This window comes from Lachnobacterium bovis (assembly GCF_900111325.1).
Lineage (GTDB): Bacteria > Bacillota > Clostridia > Lachnospirales > Lachnospiraceae > Roseburia > Roseburia bovis_A.
Map to the genome: position 1 here is coordinate 21,740 of NZ_FOGW01000022.1, position 19,381 is coordinate 41,120.

General features: G+C 30.1%; 15 protein-coding genes and 1 pseudogene. 14 read left to right on the forward strand and 2 right to left on the reverse strand.

What is annotated here, in order from left to right; translation table 11 throughout:
* Positions 1-98: 98 nt before the first annotated feature.
* From lon to BMY79_RS09405, 5 genes and pseudogenes are all read left to right on the forward strand, one after another.
* On the forward strand, positions 99-2,441 hold the full coding sequence (gene lon, locus BMY79_RS09385) for an endopeptidase La (RefSeq protein ID WP_022749508.1): 2,343 nt from the start codon (positions 99-101) through the stop codon (positions 2,439-2,441).
* Positions 2,442-2,536: 95 nt separating this feature from the next.
* Positions 2,537-3,118: pseudogene (gene yihA, locus BMY79_RS09390) on the forward strand (ribosome biogenesis GTP-binding protein YihA/YsxC); the annotation flags it as partial.
* A gap of 268 nt (positions 3,119-3,386) precedes the next feature.
* Positions 3,387-4,298 (forward strand): metal ABC transporter substrate-binding protein, encoded by a 912-nt coding sequence (locus BMY79_RS09395; protein ID WP_022749505.1) that lies wholly within the window; start codon positions 3,387-3,389, stop codon positions 4,296-4,298.
* A 21-nt stretch (positions 4,299-4,319) separates the two neighbouring features.
* The gene (locus BMY79_RS09400; RefSeq protein ID WP_022749504.1) at positions 4,320-5,141 is read left to right on the forward strand and encodes a metal ABC transporter ATP-binding protein; all 822 of its coding nucleotides are present in this window, start codon (positions 4,320-4,322) and stop codon (positions 5,139-5,141) included.
* Positions 5,142-5,147: 6 nt separating this feature from the next.
* Entirely contained in the window at positions 5,148-5,954 is an 807-nt protein-coding gene (locus BMY79_RS09405; RefSeq protein WP_022749502.1) for a metal ABC transporter permease, read from the forward strand.
* 167 nt (positions 5,955-6,121) lie between these two features.
* Here the strand turns inward: BMY79_RS09405 and BMY79_RS09410 are convergent, their stop codons facing one another.
* Complete coding sequence (locus BMY79_RS09410; protein WP_022749501.1) at positions 6,122-6,742, reverse strand: hypothetical protein; 621 nt, start codon at positions 6,740-6,742, stop codon at positions 6,122-6,124.
* A 214-nt stretch (positions 6,743-6,956) separates the two neighbouring features.
* Here BMY79_RS09410 and ispE point away from each other — a divergent pair, with 214 nt between their 5' ends.
* From ispE to BMY79_RS09425, 3 genes are all read left to right on the forward strand, one after another.
* The gene (gene ispE, locus BMY79_RS09415) at positions 6,957-7,829 is read left to right on the forward strand and encodes a 4-(cytidine 5'-diphospho)-2-C-methyl-D-erythritol kinase (protein ID WP_074730812.1); all 873 of its coding nucleotides are present in this window, start codon (positions 6,957-6,959) and stop codon (positions 7,827-7,829) included.
* Positions 7,830-7,913: 84 nt separating this feature from the next.
* Positions 7,914-8,597: a GntR family transcriptional regulator gene (locus BMY79_RS09420; RefSeq protein WP_022749497.1), complete on the forward strand. Its 684-nt coding sequence runs from the start codon at positions 7,914-7,916 to the stop codon at positions 8,595-8,597.
* Between the two features lie 10 nt (positions 8,598-8,607).
* On the forward strand, positions 8,608-9,033 hold the full coding sequence (locus BMY79_RS09425) for a YwiB family protein (RefSeq protein ID WP_027421556.1): 426 nt from the start codon (positions 8,608-8,610) through the stop codon (positions 9,031-9,033).
* Between the two features lie 44 nt (positions 9,034-9,077).
* Here the strand turns inward: BMY79_RS09425 and BMY79_RS09430 are convergent, their stop codons facing one another.
* Positions 9,078-9,566, reverse strand: a complete 489-nt coding sequence (locus BMY79_RS09430; RefSeq protein WP_022749495.1) for a hypothetical protein — start codon at positions 9,564-9,566, stop codon at positions 9,078-9,080.
* 190 nt (positions 9,567-9,756) lie between these two features.
* On the opposite strand from BMY79_RS09430, the gene BMY79_RS09435 reads away from it, so the two are divergent.
* From BMY79_RS09435 to glyA, 6 genes are all read left to right on the forward strand, one after another.
* Positions 9,757-10,911, forward strand: a complete 1,155-nt coding sequence (locus BMY79_RS09435) for an FKBP-type peptidyl-prolyl cis-trans isomerase (RefSeq protein ID WP_022749493.1) — start codon at positions 9,757-9,759, stop codon at positions 10,909-10,911.
* A gap of 57 nt (positions 10,912-10,968) precedes the next feature.
* Complete coding sequence (gene asnS, locus BMY79_RS09440; RefSeq protein WP_022749492.1) at positions 10,969-12,360, forward strand: asparagine--tRNA ligase; 1,392 nt, start codon at positions 10,969-10,971, stop codon at positions 12,358-12,360.
* Between the two features lie 95 nt (positions 12,361-12,455).
* Positions 12,456-12,599, forward strand: a complete 144-nt coding sequence (gene scfA, locus BMY79_RS09445) for a six-cysteine ranthipeptide SCIFF (protein ID WP_022749491.1) — start codon at positions 12,456-12,458, stop codon at positions 12,597-12,599.
* A 148-nt stretch (positions 12,600-12,747) separates the two neighbouring features.
* Positions 12,748-14,121 (forward strand): thioether cross-link-forming SCIFF peptide maturase, encoded by a 1,374-nt coding sequence (gene scfB / locus BMY79_RS09450; protein ID WP_074730813.1) that lies wholly within the window; start codon positions 12,748-12,750, stop codon positions 14,119-14,121.
* A 137-nt stretch (positions 14,122-14,258) separates the two neighbouring features.
* Entirely contained in the window at positions 14,259-16,628 is a 2,370-nt protein-coding gene (gene secD, locus BMY79_RS09455; RefSeq protein ID WP_083383536.1) for a protein translocase subunit SecD, read from the forward strand.
* 481 nt (positions 16,629-17,109) lie between these two features.
* Positions 17,110-18,351 carry a serine hydroxymethyltransferase gene (gene glyA, locus BMY79_RS09460; RefSeq protein WP_074730815.1) on the forward strand — a complete coding sequence of 414 codons (1,242 nt, stop codon included), beginning with the start codon at positions 17,110-17,112 and terminating at the stop codon, positions 18,349-18,351.
* The last annotated feature ends 1,030 nt before the right edge of the window (positions 18,352-19,381 follow it).

The window sequence follows — 19,381 nt, forward strand, 5'->3', positions numbered from 1 at the left end:
CCTCTTTTTTGTCTTTCATTAAACACTTAAACAACTTTTAAATTGTAAAGTGTTAATATATGTATAAAAGATAGATTTTTTAAAATCAAGGAGAAAAAATGGAAAAAATAGATTTTAATGAAACTGAATTAATTGTAAGTAAAGCAACTATGCCAATTATTGCTTTACGTGGAGCGGTTGCTTTCCCAAATACAGTGGAGTCTTTTGAATTAGTTAGAAATATATCACGAAACGCTGTCAATAAGGCATTAGAAACAAATAGTAATGTTTTTTTAGTGGCTCAAAAAGATGATAATTTAGATAAGCCAGGGGTTGATGGTTTATTTGAAGTCGGTGTAGTTGCTAAAATAGAGCAAAGAGTTAGGGTAGATGAAGATATAGATCGCATTATTGTTTCAGGGTCATATAGAGCAAAAGCATCTGAAATAAGAGAACTTGATGATTATTTAGAGGCAACAGTTGAAGAAATTCAAGAACCAACTCTAGAAGATAAAGAAAAAAATGAAGCATTAGTTGAAGGTGTATTGAGTGTATTTTATAAATATGCATCTGCAATTAATAAAAAAAATGACGAAATAAAAAAATTAGTAAGTGTATTTGATAATGTTGGCGTATTGATTGATAATCTTGCATATTCATTGCCATTTAGAGTAGCCAAAAAACAGGTTATTTTAGAGGCAGTTGAAATAGATTTACGTTATGAAGAAATTATAGCGTTATTTGTAAATGAAATTAACAAAATAGAAATTCTTAGCGAATATAAAGATAAAGTTAAGGAAAAAGTTGATAAACATCAAAAAGAATATATTTTAAGAGAACAACTTTCTGTTATTAGAAATGAATTAGGTGAAGATTTAACAGAGAACATTATAGAAAATTTTGAAAATCAATTAAAAAAATTAAAGCTTAATAAAGAAATAACAAATAAAATTAGTAAGGAAATATCACGATTAAAAATGATGGGGCAAGGTGCGCCAGATTCTGCATTACAACGTACATACATAGAAACTGTATTAGGATTTCCATGGAAAAAGAAAACAAAGGATAATAAGGATTTACAGCACGCGCAAGAAGTGCTAGATGCAAGACATTATGGAATGGAAAAAGTAAAAGAAAGAATTCTAGATTATCTCGCGGTTAGAAATCTTACACAAAAAGGAGAAGCTCCGATAATTTGTTTAGTAGGACCTCCAGGAACAGGTAAAACAAGTATTGCAAAATCAGTTGCAGAAGCGTTAGGAAAAAAATATGCTAGAATAAGTTTAGGTGGAGTACGTGATGAGGCTGAAATTCGTGGTCATAGAAGAACGTATTTAGGATCTATGCCAGGTAGAATTTTTAATGCAATTAATACAACACAATCAAGAAATTCTTTGATTTTATTAGATGAAATTGATAAGGTTAGTAGTGATTACAGAGGCGATACATCAGCAGCGTTATTAGAGGTTCTTGATCCAGAACAAAACTCTAAATTTGTTGATCATTATGTAGAAGTGCCAGTCGATTTGTCTGACATTTTATTCATTGCAACAGCCAATTCGTTACAAGATATTTCGCGACCATTATTAGATAGAATGGAAGTTATAGAAGTATCTTCGTATACAGAAAATGAAAAACTACATATTGCGAGAGAACATTTATTGCCAAAACAAATTAAAATTAATGGTATAAAAACTGAAAATATAAATATTGATGATGAAACATTATTAATTTTAATTAGAAGTTATACAAGAGAAGCTGGAGTAAGAAATCTTGAAAGACAAATTGGCAAAGTGTGTCGTAAAGTGGCAAGAAAAGTTTATGGAGATAACGCTTGTTGTGTAGATGTTAAAAAAGCAGAACTTATTGAATTCTTAGGAAAAGAAATTTATTCGTTTGATTCAAAAAATGATGAGGATGAAATAGGTATTGTTCGTGGATTGGCATGGACAGCAGTTGGTGGAGATACTCTTGAAATTGAGGTTAACACAATGCCTGGAAAAGGTGAATTTAAATTAACAGGTCAATTAGGTGATGTGATGAAAGAATCTGCACAAGCTGGAATAAGTTATATTAGATCAAAGAGTGAAGAATATGATATTCCAAATGATTTCTTTGAAAAAAATGATATACATATACATATTCCAGAAGGAGCTGTTCCTAAAGACGGTCCTTCAGCTGGTGTAACAATGACCACTGCTATGTTATCTGCAATCAAAAATATACCTGTAAGAGCGGATATTGCTATGACAGGTGAAATTACTATTAGAGGTAGAGTTTTACCAATTGGTGGACTAAAAGAGAAAATTCTAGCAGCTAAAAATGCAAGAATTAAAACAGTATGTGTTCCAGAAAAAAATAAAGCAGATATAGCAGAATTATCTAGTGAAATAACAGAAGGAATAGAAATTATTTTTACAAAGCATATTAAAGAAATACTTGATAAGGCATTTGTAAAATAAAAAAATAGATAAAATACATATTTCTAAGAGTTTTTAAAATCTCTGTGGAATATGTATAAATCTAAAATATATACATATTACAAAGAGGAAAAAATATGGTAATTAAAAGCGTAGAATTAGAAACAGTCTGTGGAGTTACAAGTGTGCTTCCAGAAAATACATTGTTTGAGGTTGCTTTTGCAGGTAAATCAAACGTAGGAAAATCATCAATGATTAATACTATTTTGAATAGAAAAGGTATGGCAAGAATTTCGTCACAACCAGGAAAAACTCAAACAATTAATTTTTATAATATTAATAATATTGGATATTTAGTTGATTTACCAGGATACGGATATGCAAGAGCTAATGAAGAAATAAAAGCTCAATGGGGTGTAATGATTGAAAATTATTTACATCAATCACAAAAATTACAGGCCGTATTCTTATTAATTGATATTAGACATGAGCCATCCGATAATGACTGTTTAATGTATGATTGGATAAATTCGCAAGGATTTAAACCAATTATTGTAGCAACTAAGGCTGATAAATTAAAGAGCAGTCAGATTAATTCACATGTTTCAAGAATTAGACAGGTTCTAGGAATGAAGAGAGAAGATTTGTTAATTCCATTTTCGTCAGAGACAAAAGTAGGAAAAAATGAGTTAATGGACGTGATCGATAATTTTCTTTTAAGAAATCCAGATCAAACTCCTATGACAAAAGAGCAATTAATCGAAAAAAAAGTGTTAACTGCGCGCGAGGAAAAGGAGTATATTCTATCTAAACAAGGTAAAGAAAAAGAAACAAAGACTAAGGAAAGATGGAAAAAGACAGGAAAAGAAACTAAAGCACAGCGTCAGAAAAAGGCTATGAAGAAAGAACAAAAAAAAGCTGTTGCTAGAAAAAATAAAAACAAAATAAAAAAGAAATAAGAGTAAATTGAGAAAGGAATTATAAAAGATGAAAAAAAGATATCAAACTTTTGGATGTATTTTGCTTGCAATACTAGCTATGTTTGTGATTTGTACAGTGGTAAGTGTTTCTTTTGATAAATCATCAAAAAAACAAAAAAGTAAGCTAATAGTAACATCTTTTTACCCAATGTATGTTGCAACTTCTAATATTGTAGATGGTGCAGATGTTGAATTAAAAAATTTAAGTGAGCCTAAAACAGGATGCTTACATGATTTCCAATTAACAACACAAGATATGAAATTAATATCTACATCAGATATTTTTGTGGCAAATGGTGCAGGAATGGAGTCTTTTTTAGAAGATATTGTAAAAGAATATAAAAACGTTAGTATAATTGATTCAAGTAAAGGGATTAATTTATTAAAAGAAGAAGATGAAGAAAATTCACATATTTGGATGGGAACAAAAACTTATAGACAGCAAGTAAAAAATATTGCAAAACAGCTTTCTAAGGATGATCCGGATAATGCCAAAATATATATGAAAAATGCAAAATTGTATGATGAAAAATTAAAGAAATTGCAGAAACAAGAAAAGGAACTTTCATCAAAGCTAACATCAAAAAATATCATTATTTTTCATGAAGCATTTGCATATTTAGCAGAAGATCTAGATTTAGATGTAAAATATGTGTTAGATTTAGATGAGGAACGACAAGTTAGTGCTGGCGAGATAGCAGATGTTTTATCACAGGTAAAGAAAAATAAAATAGAATATATTTTGGCGGAAAAACAATATGCAAAAAGCGTAGGTGATGCAATAGAACGTGAAAGCAACGTAAAAGTTATTTATATTGATCCGCTAAATAGAGGTAAATATGATAAAAATTCTTATTTAGATGGAATGAAAAAAAATCTAGATAAAATAGAAAAGGAAATTACTAATAAGCAGAATTAGTTATCGTGAAAGGAAAAAATTATGCAAAAAATAATTAAACCATGTGGTTTTCATTGCATAAAAATTAAAAATCTTGGTGTACAATTTGGAGAGCAAGAAGTTTTAAAAGATATTAATTTGCATGTTCATTGTGGAACATTAAATGCAATTATTGGCCAAAATGGTGCCGGTAAATCAACGTTAATACGTGCAATACTTGATGATATTCCACATACAGGAGAAATTGAATTTAGAGACACTAAAGATGGTCATATAAAAAAATTAAAAATTGGTTATGTCCCACAATCTATTAATATTGAAAAAAATACACCAGTGTCCGTATTTGATTTGATGGCAAGTTTTGAATCAAGGTCACCGATATTTTTATTTAAAAGAAAAAAAACATACAATAAAATAAAAAAAGCATTAAAAGTATTTGAAGCAGATGATTTAATAGATAAGAAAGTGTGTAATTTGTCCGGAGGTCAACTTCAAAGGGTATTACTTTCTTTAGCTATTATGGATAGTCCTAATTTGCTTTTATTAGATGAACCGGTCTCTGGAATTGATCAAAATGGTATGAAGCTATTTTTTGAAACAATGTATTACTTGAAGACACATTATGATTTGGCAATTATTTTGATATCACATGATTTAGACTATGTAAAAAAATATGCAGATCATGTGGCTTTGATAGATAAAACTATTGTGTGCCAGGGAAATGCAAAAAAAGTATTTGAAAGCGAAGAATTTGATAATATATTTAGAAATTCTGCAAATGAATCGTGGGTAGATTTAGATCAGGATTCGAAAGAGAAAAGTCTAGAAGATATTGCAGAAAAATTTGGCTCAAAGGAGGATTAAACAAAGATGGATTTTACAAATTGGTTAAATTTTCAATTTATGAGAAATGCCATATTGGCGATATTAATAATCACTCCTTTATTTGGTATTATTGGAACAATGATAATAAATAAAAAAATGGCTTTTTTTTCTGATGCATTAGGACATTCAGCGTTGACTGGAATTGCAGTCGGAGTAATATGCGGAATAAAAGAAGTTACTATTTCGATGATTATTTTTTCAGTTATATTTGCGTTGTTATTGAATAAGATTAGTAAGAATAGCACAGCTTCAAAAGATACAATAATATCTGTTTTTTCATCTTGTTCAGTTGCTATAGGTTTAGCAATTTTAAGTAAAGGTGGTAATTTCAGTGAATATTCAAGTATGTTAGTTGGAGATGTACTTAGTATAACTTCAAAAGAGATAATTTACCTTGCTGTGATTTTTGTGGCGACTATTATTTTTTGGATCTTTGCTTCAAACGAATTAAATGCAATTGCAATTCATAAGACATTAGCAAAAAGTAAAAATATAAAAGTAGAATTATTAGAAAATCTTTTTGCAGTGTTTATTGCACTAATTGTTACAGTTTCAATAAAATGGGTTGGTATTATAATTATAAATGCACTTATAATATTACCGGCTGCATCAAGTAGAAATATAGCAGAAAACATAAGAGAATATCATTTGTTTTCTGTAATTATTGCTATGTTTTCTGGGGCATTAGGACTTTGGGTATCTTATTATACAAATGTAGCTACAGGTCCTATGATAGTAATAATAGCCTCTATAATTTATTTTTTAACATATATTTTTGGAGGAAAAGAATAAATATAATCATCAATAGTATAAATATAGAATTTTTAATTTTTGAGTTCATATAAAAAGTCGATGGCATTAGAAGAGGAGGGAATGCCATCGACTTTACAAATATGAGGGAACATAAGAGGACATGGGATAATTATGCTTCCTCACAGAAAATTTCAAAAATCAGTGTCTTAAGTTTCAGTTTTTGTATCGGTAGAAGTTTTACCTTCATTTACCCATTTATCAAATTTTTCCAATACAGCATCATATGTTTTCTTAGATATTTCTGGTAATTCTTTGCCCCACGTATTAGTAGCTTTTTCAAAACCTTTTTTGAAAGCATCTAGAAGCTCAGGGGCAGCAGATGGATCGTCATTTGCCAAAGCTTTTGCAAAATCAAGAATTCTATCAGAGGTTTGTTCAACTCCCCAATAACCATCGTCAGCAATATCCTTTTGAGCTTGTGCCTTTACTTCAGGTGTAACAGTAAAATCGCCTGAAGCTAAGAATTTCCATATATCGTCAGTTGCAGCAAGAGTTTTCCCTTGTCTGCTAATAGTCTGTTGTACAATGTTAATAAGTTGTTGCTTGCGAGCATCTGCGTCAAGTTTTAATTGTTCGATGATAGCGGCATGATCTGTTTTTTTTACAGAATCATTTTTCGAAGCATCAGATTTTTCGTATACAACTGCATCTTCATTAAATCCAGTTTTGTTAGTTTTTTTGTCTTCTACAGAGTCAGTATTCTTTTTTGAAACAGTAGAAGTCGCCACTGTGGTGGCTAGTGAATTATTAATCGCTCCTATACTCATAAAGATACCCTCCTTGGTAAAAAAGCCATTTACATTTGCCACGACTCATTTCCTTTGAAAACGCAACAAATTGGCAAGCGGTAACATACAGTTCTATCTTGTATATCGGATAATAAGTTGGTAAATATAAGTAACATAAAATAAAAAAGCATAAGAGTTGACCTTTTTTTTAAATGATGTTAAGATTTTTTTGTATACAATAAGGAGAAAAAACATGGATAAAATAGTATTGAAAGCGTTAGCTAAAATAAATCTAGGTTTAGATGTTGTCGGAAAAAGAGATAACGGTTATCATGATGTTAGAATGATAATGCAGAATATTAACATTTATGATAAAATTTGTATGGAAAAAATACCAGAAGATGTTATACAGTTACAGACATCATTATCTTTTTTACCGGTTAACGAAAATAATTTGGCATATAAAGCAGCGCAGTTAATGAAAGATGAATTTAACATTTCTGAAGGTGTATCAATTAAAATTGAAAAAAGAATACCGGTATCGGCTGGTCTTGCAGGGGGAAGTGCAGATGCAGCAGCAGTGTTAATTGGTATGAAAAAATTATTTAATTGTGATGTATCTAATGAAAGATTAAAAGAATTATCTGTTAAATTAGGGGCTGATGTTCCATTTTGCGTGCAAAGAGGAACAGCTTTAGCAGAAGGAATAGGTGAAGAGTTAACAGAATTAGCTCCTTTGATGAGATGTAATTTATTAGTTGCAAAACCCAAAATTATTGTTCCAACCAAGGTTATTTATCAAAATTTAAAATTAGATAAAAACACATTACATCCAGATATAGATGGAATAATGGAAGCAATGTCTAATAATGACTTGCATGGTATAGCATCTAAGTTAGGAAATGTATTAGAAACAGTTACAATTCCAATGCATCCGGTTATTCAAGAGATAAAGGACAAAATGGTAGAATATGGCGCATTAAATTCACTAATGAGTGGAAGTGGTCCTACGGTTTTTGGCATTTTCGAAGATGAAAAAACTCTTGAAAGGGCATATGGATTATTAAAAGAAACAAAATTAGCACCATATGTTGCTAAAACTAGCACATATAGTTCTAAAAGATAAGGGTAATTTTACAAGGAAAATAAAAGGACAAAGTAATGGTGGGGTCCTTTTGATAGGATGGTTTAGAATAGGAGAAGTGAAAATATGACAGAGGAATTAGACTTAAAATTAAATACTAATGAGTATTTGCCACTAAGAGATATTGTTTTTAATACTTTAAGAGAGGCAATTCTTAGAGGTAAGTTACACCCGGGGGAAAGATTAATGGAAGCACAATTGGCTACCAAATTAGGTGTAAGTAGAACTCCAATACGTGAAGCAATAAGAATGCTTGAACAAGAAGGATTAGCAGTAACTATTCCTAGAAAAGGTGCTGAAGTTGCTAAAATGACGGAAAAAGATATGGAAGACGTTTTAGAAATAAGAGAAGCACTTGATGAATTAGCAGCGAAAATAGCTTGTAAAAAGATGACTGAAGAACAAATATCCAATTTAAAAGCAATCGGAAAAGAATTTGAAAACAGTCTTGAAACAAGTGATATAAGAACAATTGCAGAAAAAGATGTAGAATTCCATGATACAATTTATGAAGCAACAGAAAATCCTAAATTAGTTGTTTTGTTAAGTAATTTAAGAGAGCAAATGTATAGGTATAGAGTTGAATATATAAAAAAACCAGAGAATTATCCAACACTTGTCAAAGAGCATAATGCGATTGTACAAGGTTTAGAAGCTAGAGATGAATCAGTACTTACATCTGCAATGCAAAAGCATATCAAAAATCAAGCATTAGCTGTTAAAGAAGTTATTAGAAATCAAGAAGATTAGAGGTGAACCGATGGCAAGAGATATATTAGTGGCTGTTAAGGGAAAGCAAGTTAATAGAAAAGACCCAGAAGATACTAATACATCTGAAGTTGTAACTCAAGGAAAATTTCATTCAAAAGACGATAATTATTTTATAAGTTACAATACAATAGAAGAAGATAAAAGTGTAACTAATAATCTTATAAAAGTTACAGGTAATAAAATAGAAGTCGTAAAAAAAGGCTCATTGAATTCAAATATGGTCTTTGAAGTAGGCAAAAAAAATGTAACAAAATATACGACTATGTATGGTACATTAGAACTAGGTGTTATAACTAAGAATATTAATATAAATGAATCAACAGAGCATGTAACGCTAGATTTAGATTACGTTTTAGAATTTGCTGAAAATTACGCATACGATAGTAAGATAAATATTAAAATAAAATTTTTATAAAAAGAAAACTGTGCAAATGTTTTTGCACAGTTTTTTATATGTAATTATTTCTTTTTTTTCTGTTCTTTAAGCTCTTTAGAAGCTTGATTGTATTTTTCTGCCATTCTTGCACGGAAGCCTTTTTTTGTTGTCGATCTTTCGATTGGGCCTCTAATACCACGAATTTCAGAAATATATAAACCTCCAACAAATGCACTAATTTCTTTTCCTACTGGAATATCGTCAAAGATACTCTCATCAGCGATAAAAGATATGATTTTTGGACCAACCTTAGCTTTAACAATTGCCAATTTTTTCATTCGGCGGAAAGCTTTTGGAAGTGTCTCTTTAATGCTGTTAGGTAATCCAGAATCGTCTGCTTTACATCTTTTTTTGTCAATGATTAATAATGTCATCCATTGAGAGTTTTTAGCAAGGATGTCATCTTGTTGCTCTTTAGCTTTACGATATTTTTTTTCGAGAAAAAATAAACCTACTGAAAGTGCTAGAAGAACAGCTACGACAACCCATAAGATAATTGTAATAATGTTCACCTTGGAAATTCCTCCTTTATTTCAATACGTTAATTTTATCATTGATTTTAATAAAAATCAATCAGATACATATAGTTAGATGTTAACAATTTATGACTTTTTTTCGTAAAATCTTTTTTTTTTCCAACAAATGTGTTATGTTTAATAGGTTAATGAAATTCCTAATAGGAATTAAGAAAGGGATAAAGTGATGAAGAAGAAAATAATTTTAGTATTATTAGCATCAATGCTTGCAAGTCAAACAACAGCATGTTCTGTCAATTTAACAAAAAGTGCAGAAAGTACACAGCTTAGAAGTGGACAGTATGAAATAGATGCAAATAAGCAGGTTAAGAAGCTTGCAAAATATAAAAAAATACCTGTAACAATAGACAATTCAAAATATCAAATGCCAGAAGGATATGTTGATCAACAATTTGAGACAGTTATAAAGAATCAAGGCTTAGATAAAGTTGAAGTAAAAGATCATGATGTGGTAAGAGATAATGACATCGTAAAAGTTGATTATACAGGTTATTTAAATAATAAAAAATTCCAAGGTGGGGAAGCTACAGACGTATTAATCGATGTTGCAAAAAATTCAGATGCAACAAGTGGAACAGGTTATATCGAAGGTTTTACAAATGGTTTAAAAGGAGCTAAAGTTGGTTCAACAGTTAGTAGTAAAGTTACTTTCCCAGCAAATTATTCTCAAAAAACGTTAGCTGGAAAAGAGACAACTTTTAAGTTTAAGGTAAAAGGTATATATAACATTATAAATAAAGATCAAGTAACAGATGAAATGATAAAAGAAAAATTTGGATCTACATATGGAGTAAATTCAGTTGCAGAATTGAAAAAAACAATTTCAGATCAACTTGAAAGTAATATAAAGCAATCAAAGTATCAAGAAAAAATGAATACAGTTAAAGATTACGTAGTGAAAAATAGTGATATAAAAATACCTAAAGATTATTTAAATGCAAGGGTTAGAGAATACCAAGAGGCATTTAAAAAAGAAAATTGTAAGGGAACAACATTAGAAAAATTCTTTAAAAAGAATAATACATCTTTGAAAGATGTAAAAAAACAATGGGTTAAATTTGAAAAGGAACAGATTTCATTTGAATTAGCATTTACAAAGATTGCTAATAAGGAAAAAATTAAAGTTAAGTCAGATGAACGTAGCAGATATATACAAAATTTAATGTCTGGTTCAAATGGTCTTTTCAAAAAAGAAAACGATTTATATAAATACTTTGGTGCAGGCAATGTTAAAGAAGGCAAAAAATATATAAATATGCTTCTTAGAGCTCAAGTTGCAGCAGATAAAGTGGTTTCATACGCTGAAGTTACAGAAAAATAGAAAAAGGCATATTAAATATCTAAATTCAAATAGAGATATTTTTAGAAGGGAGATATTATGAATTTAACAAATATCAGAGACATTTTCAGAAATAAGGAAGAATATTATAACCAAAAAATTACAATCGGTGGTTGGGTTAGAAGTAACCGTAATTTAAAAAATTTTGGATTCATTGTATTAAATGATGGAACATTTTTTGAACCAATCCAAGTTGTTTATGGTAATGGAATAGAAAACTATTCAGAAGTTGAAAAAGTAAACGTAGGAGCAGCACTTGTAGTTACAGGTGTATTGGTTCCAACTCCAGAAGCTAAACAGCCATTTGAATTACAAGCTGAAACAATTGAAATAGAAGGTGCATCTACTCCAGATTATCCTTTGCAGAAAAAAAGACATACAATGGAATATTTGAGAACAATTTCTCACTTAAGACCTAGAACAAATACATTTGAAGCCGTATTTAGAGTACGTTCATTATGTGCATATGCCATTCATAAATTTTTCCAAGAAAGAGGATTTGTATATGTGCACACTCCATTAATCACAGGTAGTGACGCTGAGGGTGCAGGAGAAATGTTCCAGGTAACAACTTTTGATTTAAATAATGTTCCAAAAACTGAAGAAGGAAATGTTGATTTTTCAAAAGATTTCTTCGGTAAACCAGCTAACTTAACAGTATCAGGTCAGTTAAATGGTGAGACATATGCAATGGCATTTAAAAATATTTATACTTTTGGACCAACATTTAGAGCTGAAGATTCAAATACAACAAGACATGCAGCAGAGTTCTGGATGATAGAGCCAGAAATTGCATTTGCAGATTTAGAGGATGATATGATTCTTGCAGAAAGCATGTTAAAATATGTTATTAATTATGTATTAGAAAATGCACCTGAAGAAATGCAATTCTTTAATAAATTTATTGATAAAGGATTACTTGAGAGATTAAATAACGTAGTAAGCAATGATTTTGCAAGAGTTACATACACAGAAGCAGTAGAAATTCTTAAAAAACACAACGATAAATTTGAATATAAAGTAGAATGGGGTTGTGATTTACAGACAGAACACGAAAGATTTTTAACAGAACAAATCTACAAACGTCCTGTTTTTGTAACAGATTATCCAAAAGAAATTAAAGCATTCTACATGAAATTAAATGATGATAATAAAACAGTTGCAGCGGTTGACTGTTTAGTTCCTGGTATTGGTGAAATCATCGGAGGAAGCCAAAGAGAAGACGATTATGATAAATTAATGGCTAGAATGAAAGAGTTAGGATTAAATGAAGAAACATATAAATTCTATCTTGATTTACGTAAATATGGATCTGCAAGACATGCAGGATTTGGACTTGGATTTGAGCGTTGCGTAATGTATTTAACAGGTATGGGTAATATTCGTGACGTAATACCATTCCCACGTACAGTTAATAACTGTGAACTATAAAAAGTTCTTTTCATATTTATAAGCCTATGGTATAATTATGGAAGATAGGCGAATTGTCTTTTGTTTGTCAATACAAAGAAAAGGAGATAATTAATATGAAACACGTAAAAACTCTTAAAACAAGAAGATTACAGAATACAATTAAAAAAGGTGGCTGTGGTGAGTGCCAAACATCATGCCAGTCTGCTTGCAAAACATCATGTACAGTAGGTAACCAGACTTGCGAACAGAGCAAATAGTTGCTACTGTTAGATGACAGAAAAGACCGCACGAAATAGTATACGTGCGGTTTTTTTCTATGAATAGAAATCTACACGTTAGTAATCTATAAATAACATATAGATTTATATAAAAATTAAGTTACAAAAGAAAGAGAGGAATATTATAGTGGTTCATCAATTTAAGAACAATGGCTATGATATTGTTTTAGATGTTAATAGTGGAGCAATCCATGTTGTCGATGATATGACTTATGATGTAATTGCGTTATTTGAAGATAAAACATCTGAACAGATTATCGAAGAATTAGGAAACAAATATTCAAAAGAAGAATTAAAAGAGGCAATTGAAGAAGTTCAAGAGCTAAAAGATAATGGCGAATTATTTACTCCAGATAATTATGAAGGATATATTACAGACTTAATAGATAAGAGACCTACAGTTGTTAAAGCATTATGCTTACATATTGCACATGATTGTAATTTAGCATGTAAATATTGTTTTGCAGAAGAAGGAGAATATCACGGAAGAAGAGCTTTAATGTCATATGAGACAGGTAAGCAAGCATTAGATTTCCTTATTGCAAATTCAGGCAATAGAGTAAACCTAGAGGTTGATTTCTTTGGTGGTGAGCCTCTTATGAATTTTGATGTTGTTAAACAATTAGTTGCTTATGGACGTTCACAGGAAAAAATTCATAATAAGAAATTTAGATTTACACTTACAACAAACGGTGTATTACTAAATGATGACGTTATGGAATTTGCTAATAAAGAGATGAGCAATGTTGTATTAAGTATTGATGGTAGAAAAGAAGTACATGACAGAATGAGACCATTTAGAAAAGGTGCAGGAAGTTATGATTTGATTGTACCAAAATTCCAGAAATTAGCTGATAGTAGAGATCAAAATAACTATTACGTTAGAGGAACATATACTCATTTTAACACTGATTTTTCAGAGGATGTTTTACATTTAGCAGATCTTGGATTTAAACAGGTATCTGTTGAACCAGTAGTAACTGATCCAAAAGAAGAATATTGTTTAACAGAAGAAGATTTACCAAAATTATTTGAACAATATGATAAGCTTGCAGCTGAAATGGTTAAAAGAAAAAGAGAAGGAAAAGATTTTAACTTTTTCCATTTTATGATAGACTTAGAGGGAGGACCATGTGTTGCTAAGAGATTATCAGGATGTGGTTCTGGTACAGAATATTTAGCAGTAACTCCTTGGGGAGACTTGTATCCATGTCATCAGTTTGTAGGTAATGAAGATTTCTTACTTGGTGATATTTGGAAAGGTGTTCAAAAAACAGATCTTGTAAATAAATTTAAGAAATGTAATGTATATTCTAGAGAAAAATGTAGAGATTGTTTTGCAAGATTCTATTGTAGCGGTGGTTGCGCAGCTAACTCATACAATTGCAAAGGAACAATTAATGATACATATGATTTAGGATGTGAACTTCAAAGAAAACGTGTTGAATGTTCAATCATGATTAAGGCAGCAGAAGCAGACATGGAAGCAGAAGAAGTGTAATTGGAATATTGATTCCAAACAAGATATAATGTGTTCATTAGAAATTAATTAGTTTTATTATTTAAGTAATGGATTAATTAAGTATAGGGTTTTACATGTTTAAAAACATATTAAAAGGAGATAGGAAGGTAAAGAAGATGAAAAAGAAAAGAGCGGTTACTGTTCTTGCTCTAGTTTTTGTAGCAATTCTTGCGTTGGGAGCATTTTCTGGAGTTGTTATTAGGGATACAGGGGCAAAGAATAAAAAGGGTAGTAATTATCCAATTAAGTTAGGACTTGATTTGGCTGGTGGTGTGTCAATCACATATGAGATTCAAGATAAGAATCCTTCTAAAGAAGATGTAGATGACACAATAGCTAAATTAGAACGAAGAATCGAAAATTATAGTACTGAATATTCAGTATATAAGAGCGGTTCGGACAGAATAGCAGTTGAAATTCCTGGCCTTAAAGATGCTAATAAAATATTAGAAGAATTAGGTAATCCGGGTACATTGTATTTTATCAGACAAACTGGAACTGATGGAAAACAAAATTATACTAGAATTAATCAAACTGGCGACAGTGAAAAAGATTATAAATTAACTAAGAGCATTGACGAATTAAAAAAAGATGGCTCTATTATTATGACAGGTACAGATGTTGCAGAAGTAGCAGCAGGTTATTCAGGAGGAGAGTCTGTAGAAGGTAAGGCTCCAGTTGTAAATCTTGAATTAAAATCTAAAGCAACTAAGATTTTCGCTGAAGAAACAGCTAAAGCTCATGCATCTGGTCAGTCAATTGCAATTTTTTATGATGGTAAATTCTTAAGTGTACCAACTGTATCAGCAACAATTAAAGATGGACGTTGTGAAATCAATGGTTTTACAAAAGCAGGACGTTCAAAAGATGAAAATTTCCAAGAAGCTAAAAAACTTGCTACATTCATTCGTGCAGGTGCAATTAATCTTAAACTAAAGGAGATTGAATCAAATGTTGTTGGAGCTTCACTTGGTGGAAAAGCTCTTGAAAATAGTTTAATTGCAGGTGCTGTTGGTTTGGTATTGGTTATCATCTTTATGATAATTGGATATAAAGTGCCAGGTTGTGCAGCTAGTTTAGCGTTGATTATTTATACAGGATTAGTAATTTCTATTGTGCAGTTGTATGAGATAACATTAACATTACCAGGTATTGCAGGTATTGTTTTAGGTATTGGTATGGCTGTAGATGCGAATGTAATTACCTTTGCACGTATAAAAGAGGAAATAGCTGCAGGAAAATCTTCTGGAAATGCTATTACAGAAGGTTATAAAAAAGCTTTTTCTGCAATTATGGATGGTAACGTAACTACAATGATTGCAGCCATCATTTTGATGTTCTTAGGTAGCGGTACAGTAAAAGGATTTGCTTATACATTAGCAATTTCAATTTTAGCATCAGTATTTACTGCTGTAGTTGTTTCGAAATTTATTCTTAAGGCAATTCATGCATTAGGCGTAAGAGATGAAAAATTCTACGGTAGAGCAAAAGAAAAGAAAGTGTTCAAGTTCGTTGAGCATAGAGTTAAATATTATGCAGTATCGTTATGTGTTATTGTGGCTGGTATTTTTGGTATGATTTATTATTCAACAAACTCAGGTAAAGCATTAAATTACAGCTTAGAGTTTATGGGTGGTACATCAACAACAGCAGATTTTGGAAAAAAATATTCAATTGAGCAGATTGAAAAAGATATTGTTCCAGTTGTAAGAAAAACAATAAAGAAAACAGATATTCAAGCTACTGCAGTAGAAGGTAATAATAATGTCGTAGTAAAAACTCGTACATTATCATTAAATGAACGTAAAGCATTAGCAAGTGCATATGCAAAAGAATTTGGTATAAAAGAAAATAGTATACAAACACAGAGTATCAGTTCAACAATTAGTGGCGAAATGAGAGCAAATGCTCTTAAAGCAGTAATTGTATCATGTATATGTATGTTGATTTATATCTGCATAAGATTTAAAGATTCAAGAATGGGAGCAAGTGCTATTATAGCATTAGTTCATGATGTATTAGTTGTAATTACATTATATGCATTATCAAGAATCACAGCTGGTACAACATTTATAGCAGTAATGTTGACAATCGTAGGTTATTCAGTAAACGATACTATTGTTATTTTTGATAGAATTCGTGAAAACCTAAAAGCAACAGAAGTTAAATCAAAAGAAAAATTAAGAGAAGTTGCAGATGTTTCATTATCACAAACATTAGCAAGATCAATTAATACATCAATTACAACGTTTATAATGGTATGTTCTTTATATGTTTTTGGAGTACAATCAATTAGAGACTTTGCATTACCATTGATGGTTGGTTTGATTGCAGGATCATATTCATCAATTTTCATTGCAACTGAAATTTGGTATGAACTTAAATCAAGAAAATTGCCAAAAGATGCTGAAAAGAAAAATAAAACAAATTCTTCAAAAAAGACTAAAAAAAGCAGCAAGAATAAAAATGCGGTATTTAATAACTAGAAAAGTAAAATGTGTTTATAAAACATTATGCTAATTATAATTTAATATTATAAAATAAGAGAGAATCTCGTTATAAAAAGTATTTAATTTGTTATATATGAATCATATACTAACAGAAGAAATACGTTGTTTGGAAAAACCGAACAATAATGAGATTCTCTTTTTTGTTGAAAAATAAAAAAATGTAATATATAATTTAGTAAATGTTTTATTTTGACAGGGAGCAATAAAATAAAAATAGTAAAAACGAACTAACAAACTAGAAGTATAAAATTCACTTTTAGGAAATTAAAAATAGTACGTAAAAATTCATAGGTGTAGGCAGTTTCAAATGCCTACATTTTAGAAGATTAAAAAAATAGCACAGTAAAAACTCATAGGTGTAGGTAGTTTCAAATGCCTACATTTTAGAAGATTAAAAAAAATAGCACAGTAAAAAACTCTAAATTAGAGTTGAAATAAAATAAAAAGGAGATAAGTTATGTACTCATTAGATGATATTAAAAAAGTAGATACAGAAGTTGCGGATACAATAAAAGCGGAATTTGAACGTCAAAATTCACATATCGAATTAATTGCATCTGAAAACTGGGTTAGCCCAGCAGTAATGTCTGCTATGGGATCAATTTTAACAAATAAATATGCTGAAGGTTATCCAAATAGAAGATACTATGGCGGTTGCGAAAAAGTAGACATAATAGAAGAATTGGCACGAGAAAGAGCAAAAGAATTATTTGGTTGCGAATATGTAAATGTACAACCACATTCAGGAGCACAAGCCAATATGGCAGTTCAATTTGCAGTGTTAAATTTAAATGATACAATAATGGGAATGAATCTAGATCATGGCGGCCATTTGACACATGGATCACCTGTCAATTTTTCAGGAAAATATTTTAATGTTGTTCCCTATGGAGTAAATAGCGAAGGCTTTATCGACTACGATGAAGTAGAAAAAATAGCACTTGAATGTAAACCTAAAATGATAATAGCTGGTGCTTCAGCATATGCAAGAACAATTGATTTTAAAAGATTTAGAGAAATAGCTGATAAGGTAGGGGCTGTATTATTTGTAGATATGGCACACATTGCGGGATTAGTAGCAGCAGGGTTACATCCTAGTCCAATACCATATGCAGATATTGTTACTACAACAACCCACAAAACATTAAGAGGTCCACGTGGCGGAATGATAATGGCTAAAAAAGAAGTAGCAGACAAATATAATTTTAATAAAGCTGTATTCCCAGGTGTTCAAGGTGGACCATTGATGCATGTAATTGCGGCTAAAGCAGTGTGTTTTAAAGAGGCACTACAGCCAGAATTTAAAGAATATCAGCAGCAAGTGATAAAAAATGCGCAAAGTTTGTGTAAAGGCTTACAGAAACGAGGAATCGATATTGTTTCAGGAGGAACAGATAATCATTTGATGTTAATAGACTTAACTAAAAAAGGCTTAACAGGAAAAGAAATAGAAAAATTATTAGATAGTGCAAACATCACTGCAAATAAAAATACAATTCCAAATGATCCACAGTCACCATTTGTTACAAGTGGTGTAAGATTAGGAACACCTGCCGCAACAAGTAGAGGATTAAAAGAAGATGATTTTGATCAAGTTGCCGAAGCAATAGCATTATTGATCAATAATGGAGAAGAAGCAGTTACAAAAGTAAAAGAAATTGTAAAAAAATTAACGGATAAATATCCATTACAGTTTTAATATAAGTCACAATAAAGTATTTAAAGGAGGGAATCCTTCATTACTACAGAAAACTAGATAAAACGTTAAATATATAATATGACAGTAGTATAGTGATAAATTGATAACTGCTAAAAAATATATATTAAGAAAAAAAATATATATTAAGAAAAAAAATATATATTAAGAAAAAAAATATATATTAAGAATAAAAATATATATTAAGAAAAAAAATATATATTAAGAATAAAAATATATATTAAGAATAAAATATATATAAAATAACAAGAATACAGAAGTATAGAACCTACAAGGTATTTTATATTGGACAAATTGTTTAATTATGATATCGTGTAGGTTTTATTATAAAATATTATCTAAAATATCTCGATTCTAAAATATGTATAAAAATTAAGCATCGAATTTACTACATAATAAAAAACGAAAAAAATAAGCGTAAAAACAGGATAAGAAAAAACAAATAAGTATAAATACAGAAAAAGAAAAAACAAATAAGTATAAAATACAGAAAAAGAAAAAAAAAATTTCCCTGAAATCCCAATAAATAAAAAGCATATCGATGGTTCTGTGATTAAACATAAAAAAATAATATATAATATAAAAAATGTTATAAAACGTTGGTGTAAAACAGAGATAGATTTAAATTACATTGTTGATAATGAAAGAAAATTCAGAAAAAACCACCCAAAACAAAAAATAAACTTTTTATAAAAAAATCCGCTTAAGCAGTTGACGAGCGGAAGAAAAAGTGCTATTATAATCTAGCTGACAGCGAAGAGCTCACAAGCAAAGGAAACTAGTAAGTGAGAAAGACCTCGATCAGACATCTTTCGCCAGATGATGGCAAGTTTTTATTTAGAAACGATTCGATATAAAGCACCTTGATTGGTAGCAATGAATTGAAAAAATAAAAACAAAAAAGTGTTGACAAACACTAAGAAAGATGATAAGATATAGAAGTTGTCGCTGATAAGCGAAACAAAAACTTTGATAACTAAATAGTGAAAAACCTTGAAAGATTCTAAAGAGA

What these genes read in the sequence shown, in the direction of transcription:
- BMY79_RS09435 (WP_022749493.1), top strand. Translation starts at nt 9,757, where the DNA reads ATGAAGAAGAAAATAATTTTAGTATTATTAGCATCAATGCTTGCAAGT.
- asnS (WP_022749492.1), top strand. Translation starts at nt 10,969, where the DNA reads ATGAATTTAACAAATATCAGAGACATTTTCAGAAATAAGGAAGAATAT.
- BMY79_RS09410 (WP_022749501.1), bottom strand. Translation starts at nt 6,742, where the DNA reads ATGAGTATAGGAGCGATTAATAATTCACTAGCCACCACAGTGGCGACT.
- BMY79_RS09400 (WP_022749504.1), top strand. Translation starts at nt 4,320, where the DNA reads ATGCAAAAAATAATTAAACCATGTGGTTTTCATTGCATAAAAATTAAA.
- lon (WP_022749508.1), top strand. Translation starts at nt 99, where the DNA reads ATGGAAAAAATAGATTTTAATGAAACTGAATTAATTGTAAGTAAAGCA.
- BMY79_RS09425 (WP_027421556.1), top strand. Translation starts at nt 8,608, where the DNA reads ATGGCAAGAGATATATTAGTGGCTGTTAAGGGAAAGCAAGTTAATAGA.
- scfA (WP_022749491.1), top strand. Translation starts at nt 12,456, where the DNA reads ATGAAACACGTAAAAACTCTTAAAACAAGAAGATTACAGAATACAATT.
- BMY79_RS09395 (WP_022749505.1), top strand. Translation starts at nt 3,387, where the DNA reads ATGAAAAAAAGATATCAAACTTTTGGATGTATTTTGCTTGCAATACTA.
- secD (WP_083383536.1), top strand. Translation starts at nt 14,259, where the DNA reads ATGAAAAAGAAAAGAGCGGTTACTGTTCTTGCTCTAGTTTTTGTAGCA.
- ispE (WP_074730812.1), top strand. Translation starts at nt 6,957, where the DNA reads ATGGATAAAATAGTATTGAAAGCGTTAGCTAAAATAAATCTAGGTTTA.
- BMY79_RS09405 (WP_022749502.1), top strand. Translation starts at nt 5,148, where the DNA reads ATGGATTTTACAAATTGGTTAAATTTTCAATTTATGAGAAATGCCATA.
- glyA (WP_074730815.1), top strand. Translation starts at nt 17,110, where the DNA reads ATGTACTCATTAGATGATATTAAAAAAGTAGATACAGAAGTTGCGGAT.
- BMY79_RS09420 (WP_022749497.1), top strand. Translation starts at nt 7,914, where the DNA reads ATGACAGAGGAATTAGACTTAAAATTAAATACTAATGAGTATTTGCCA.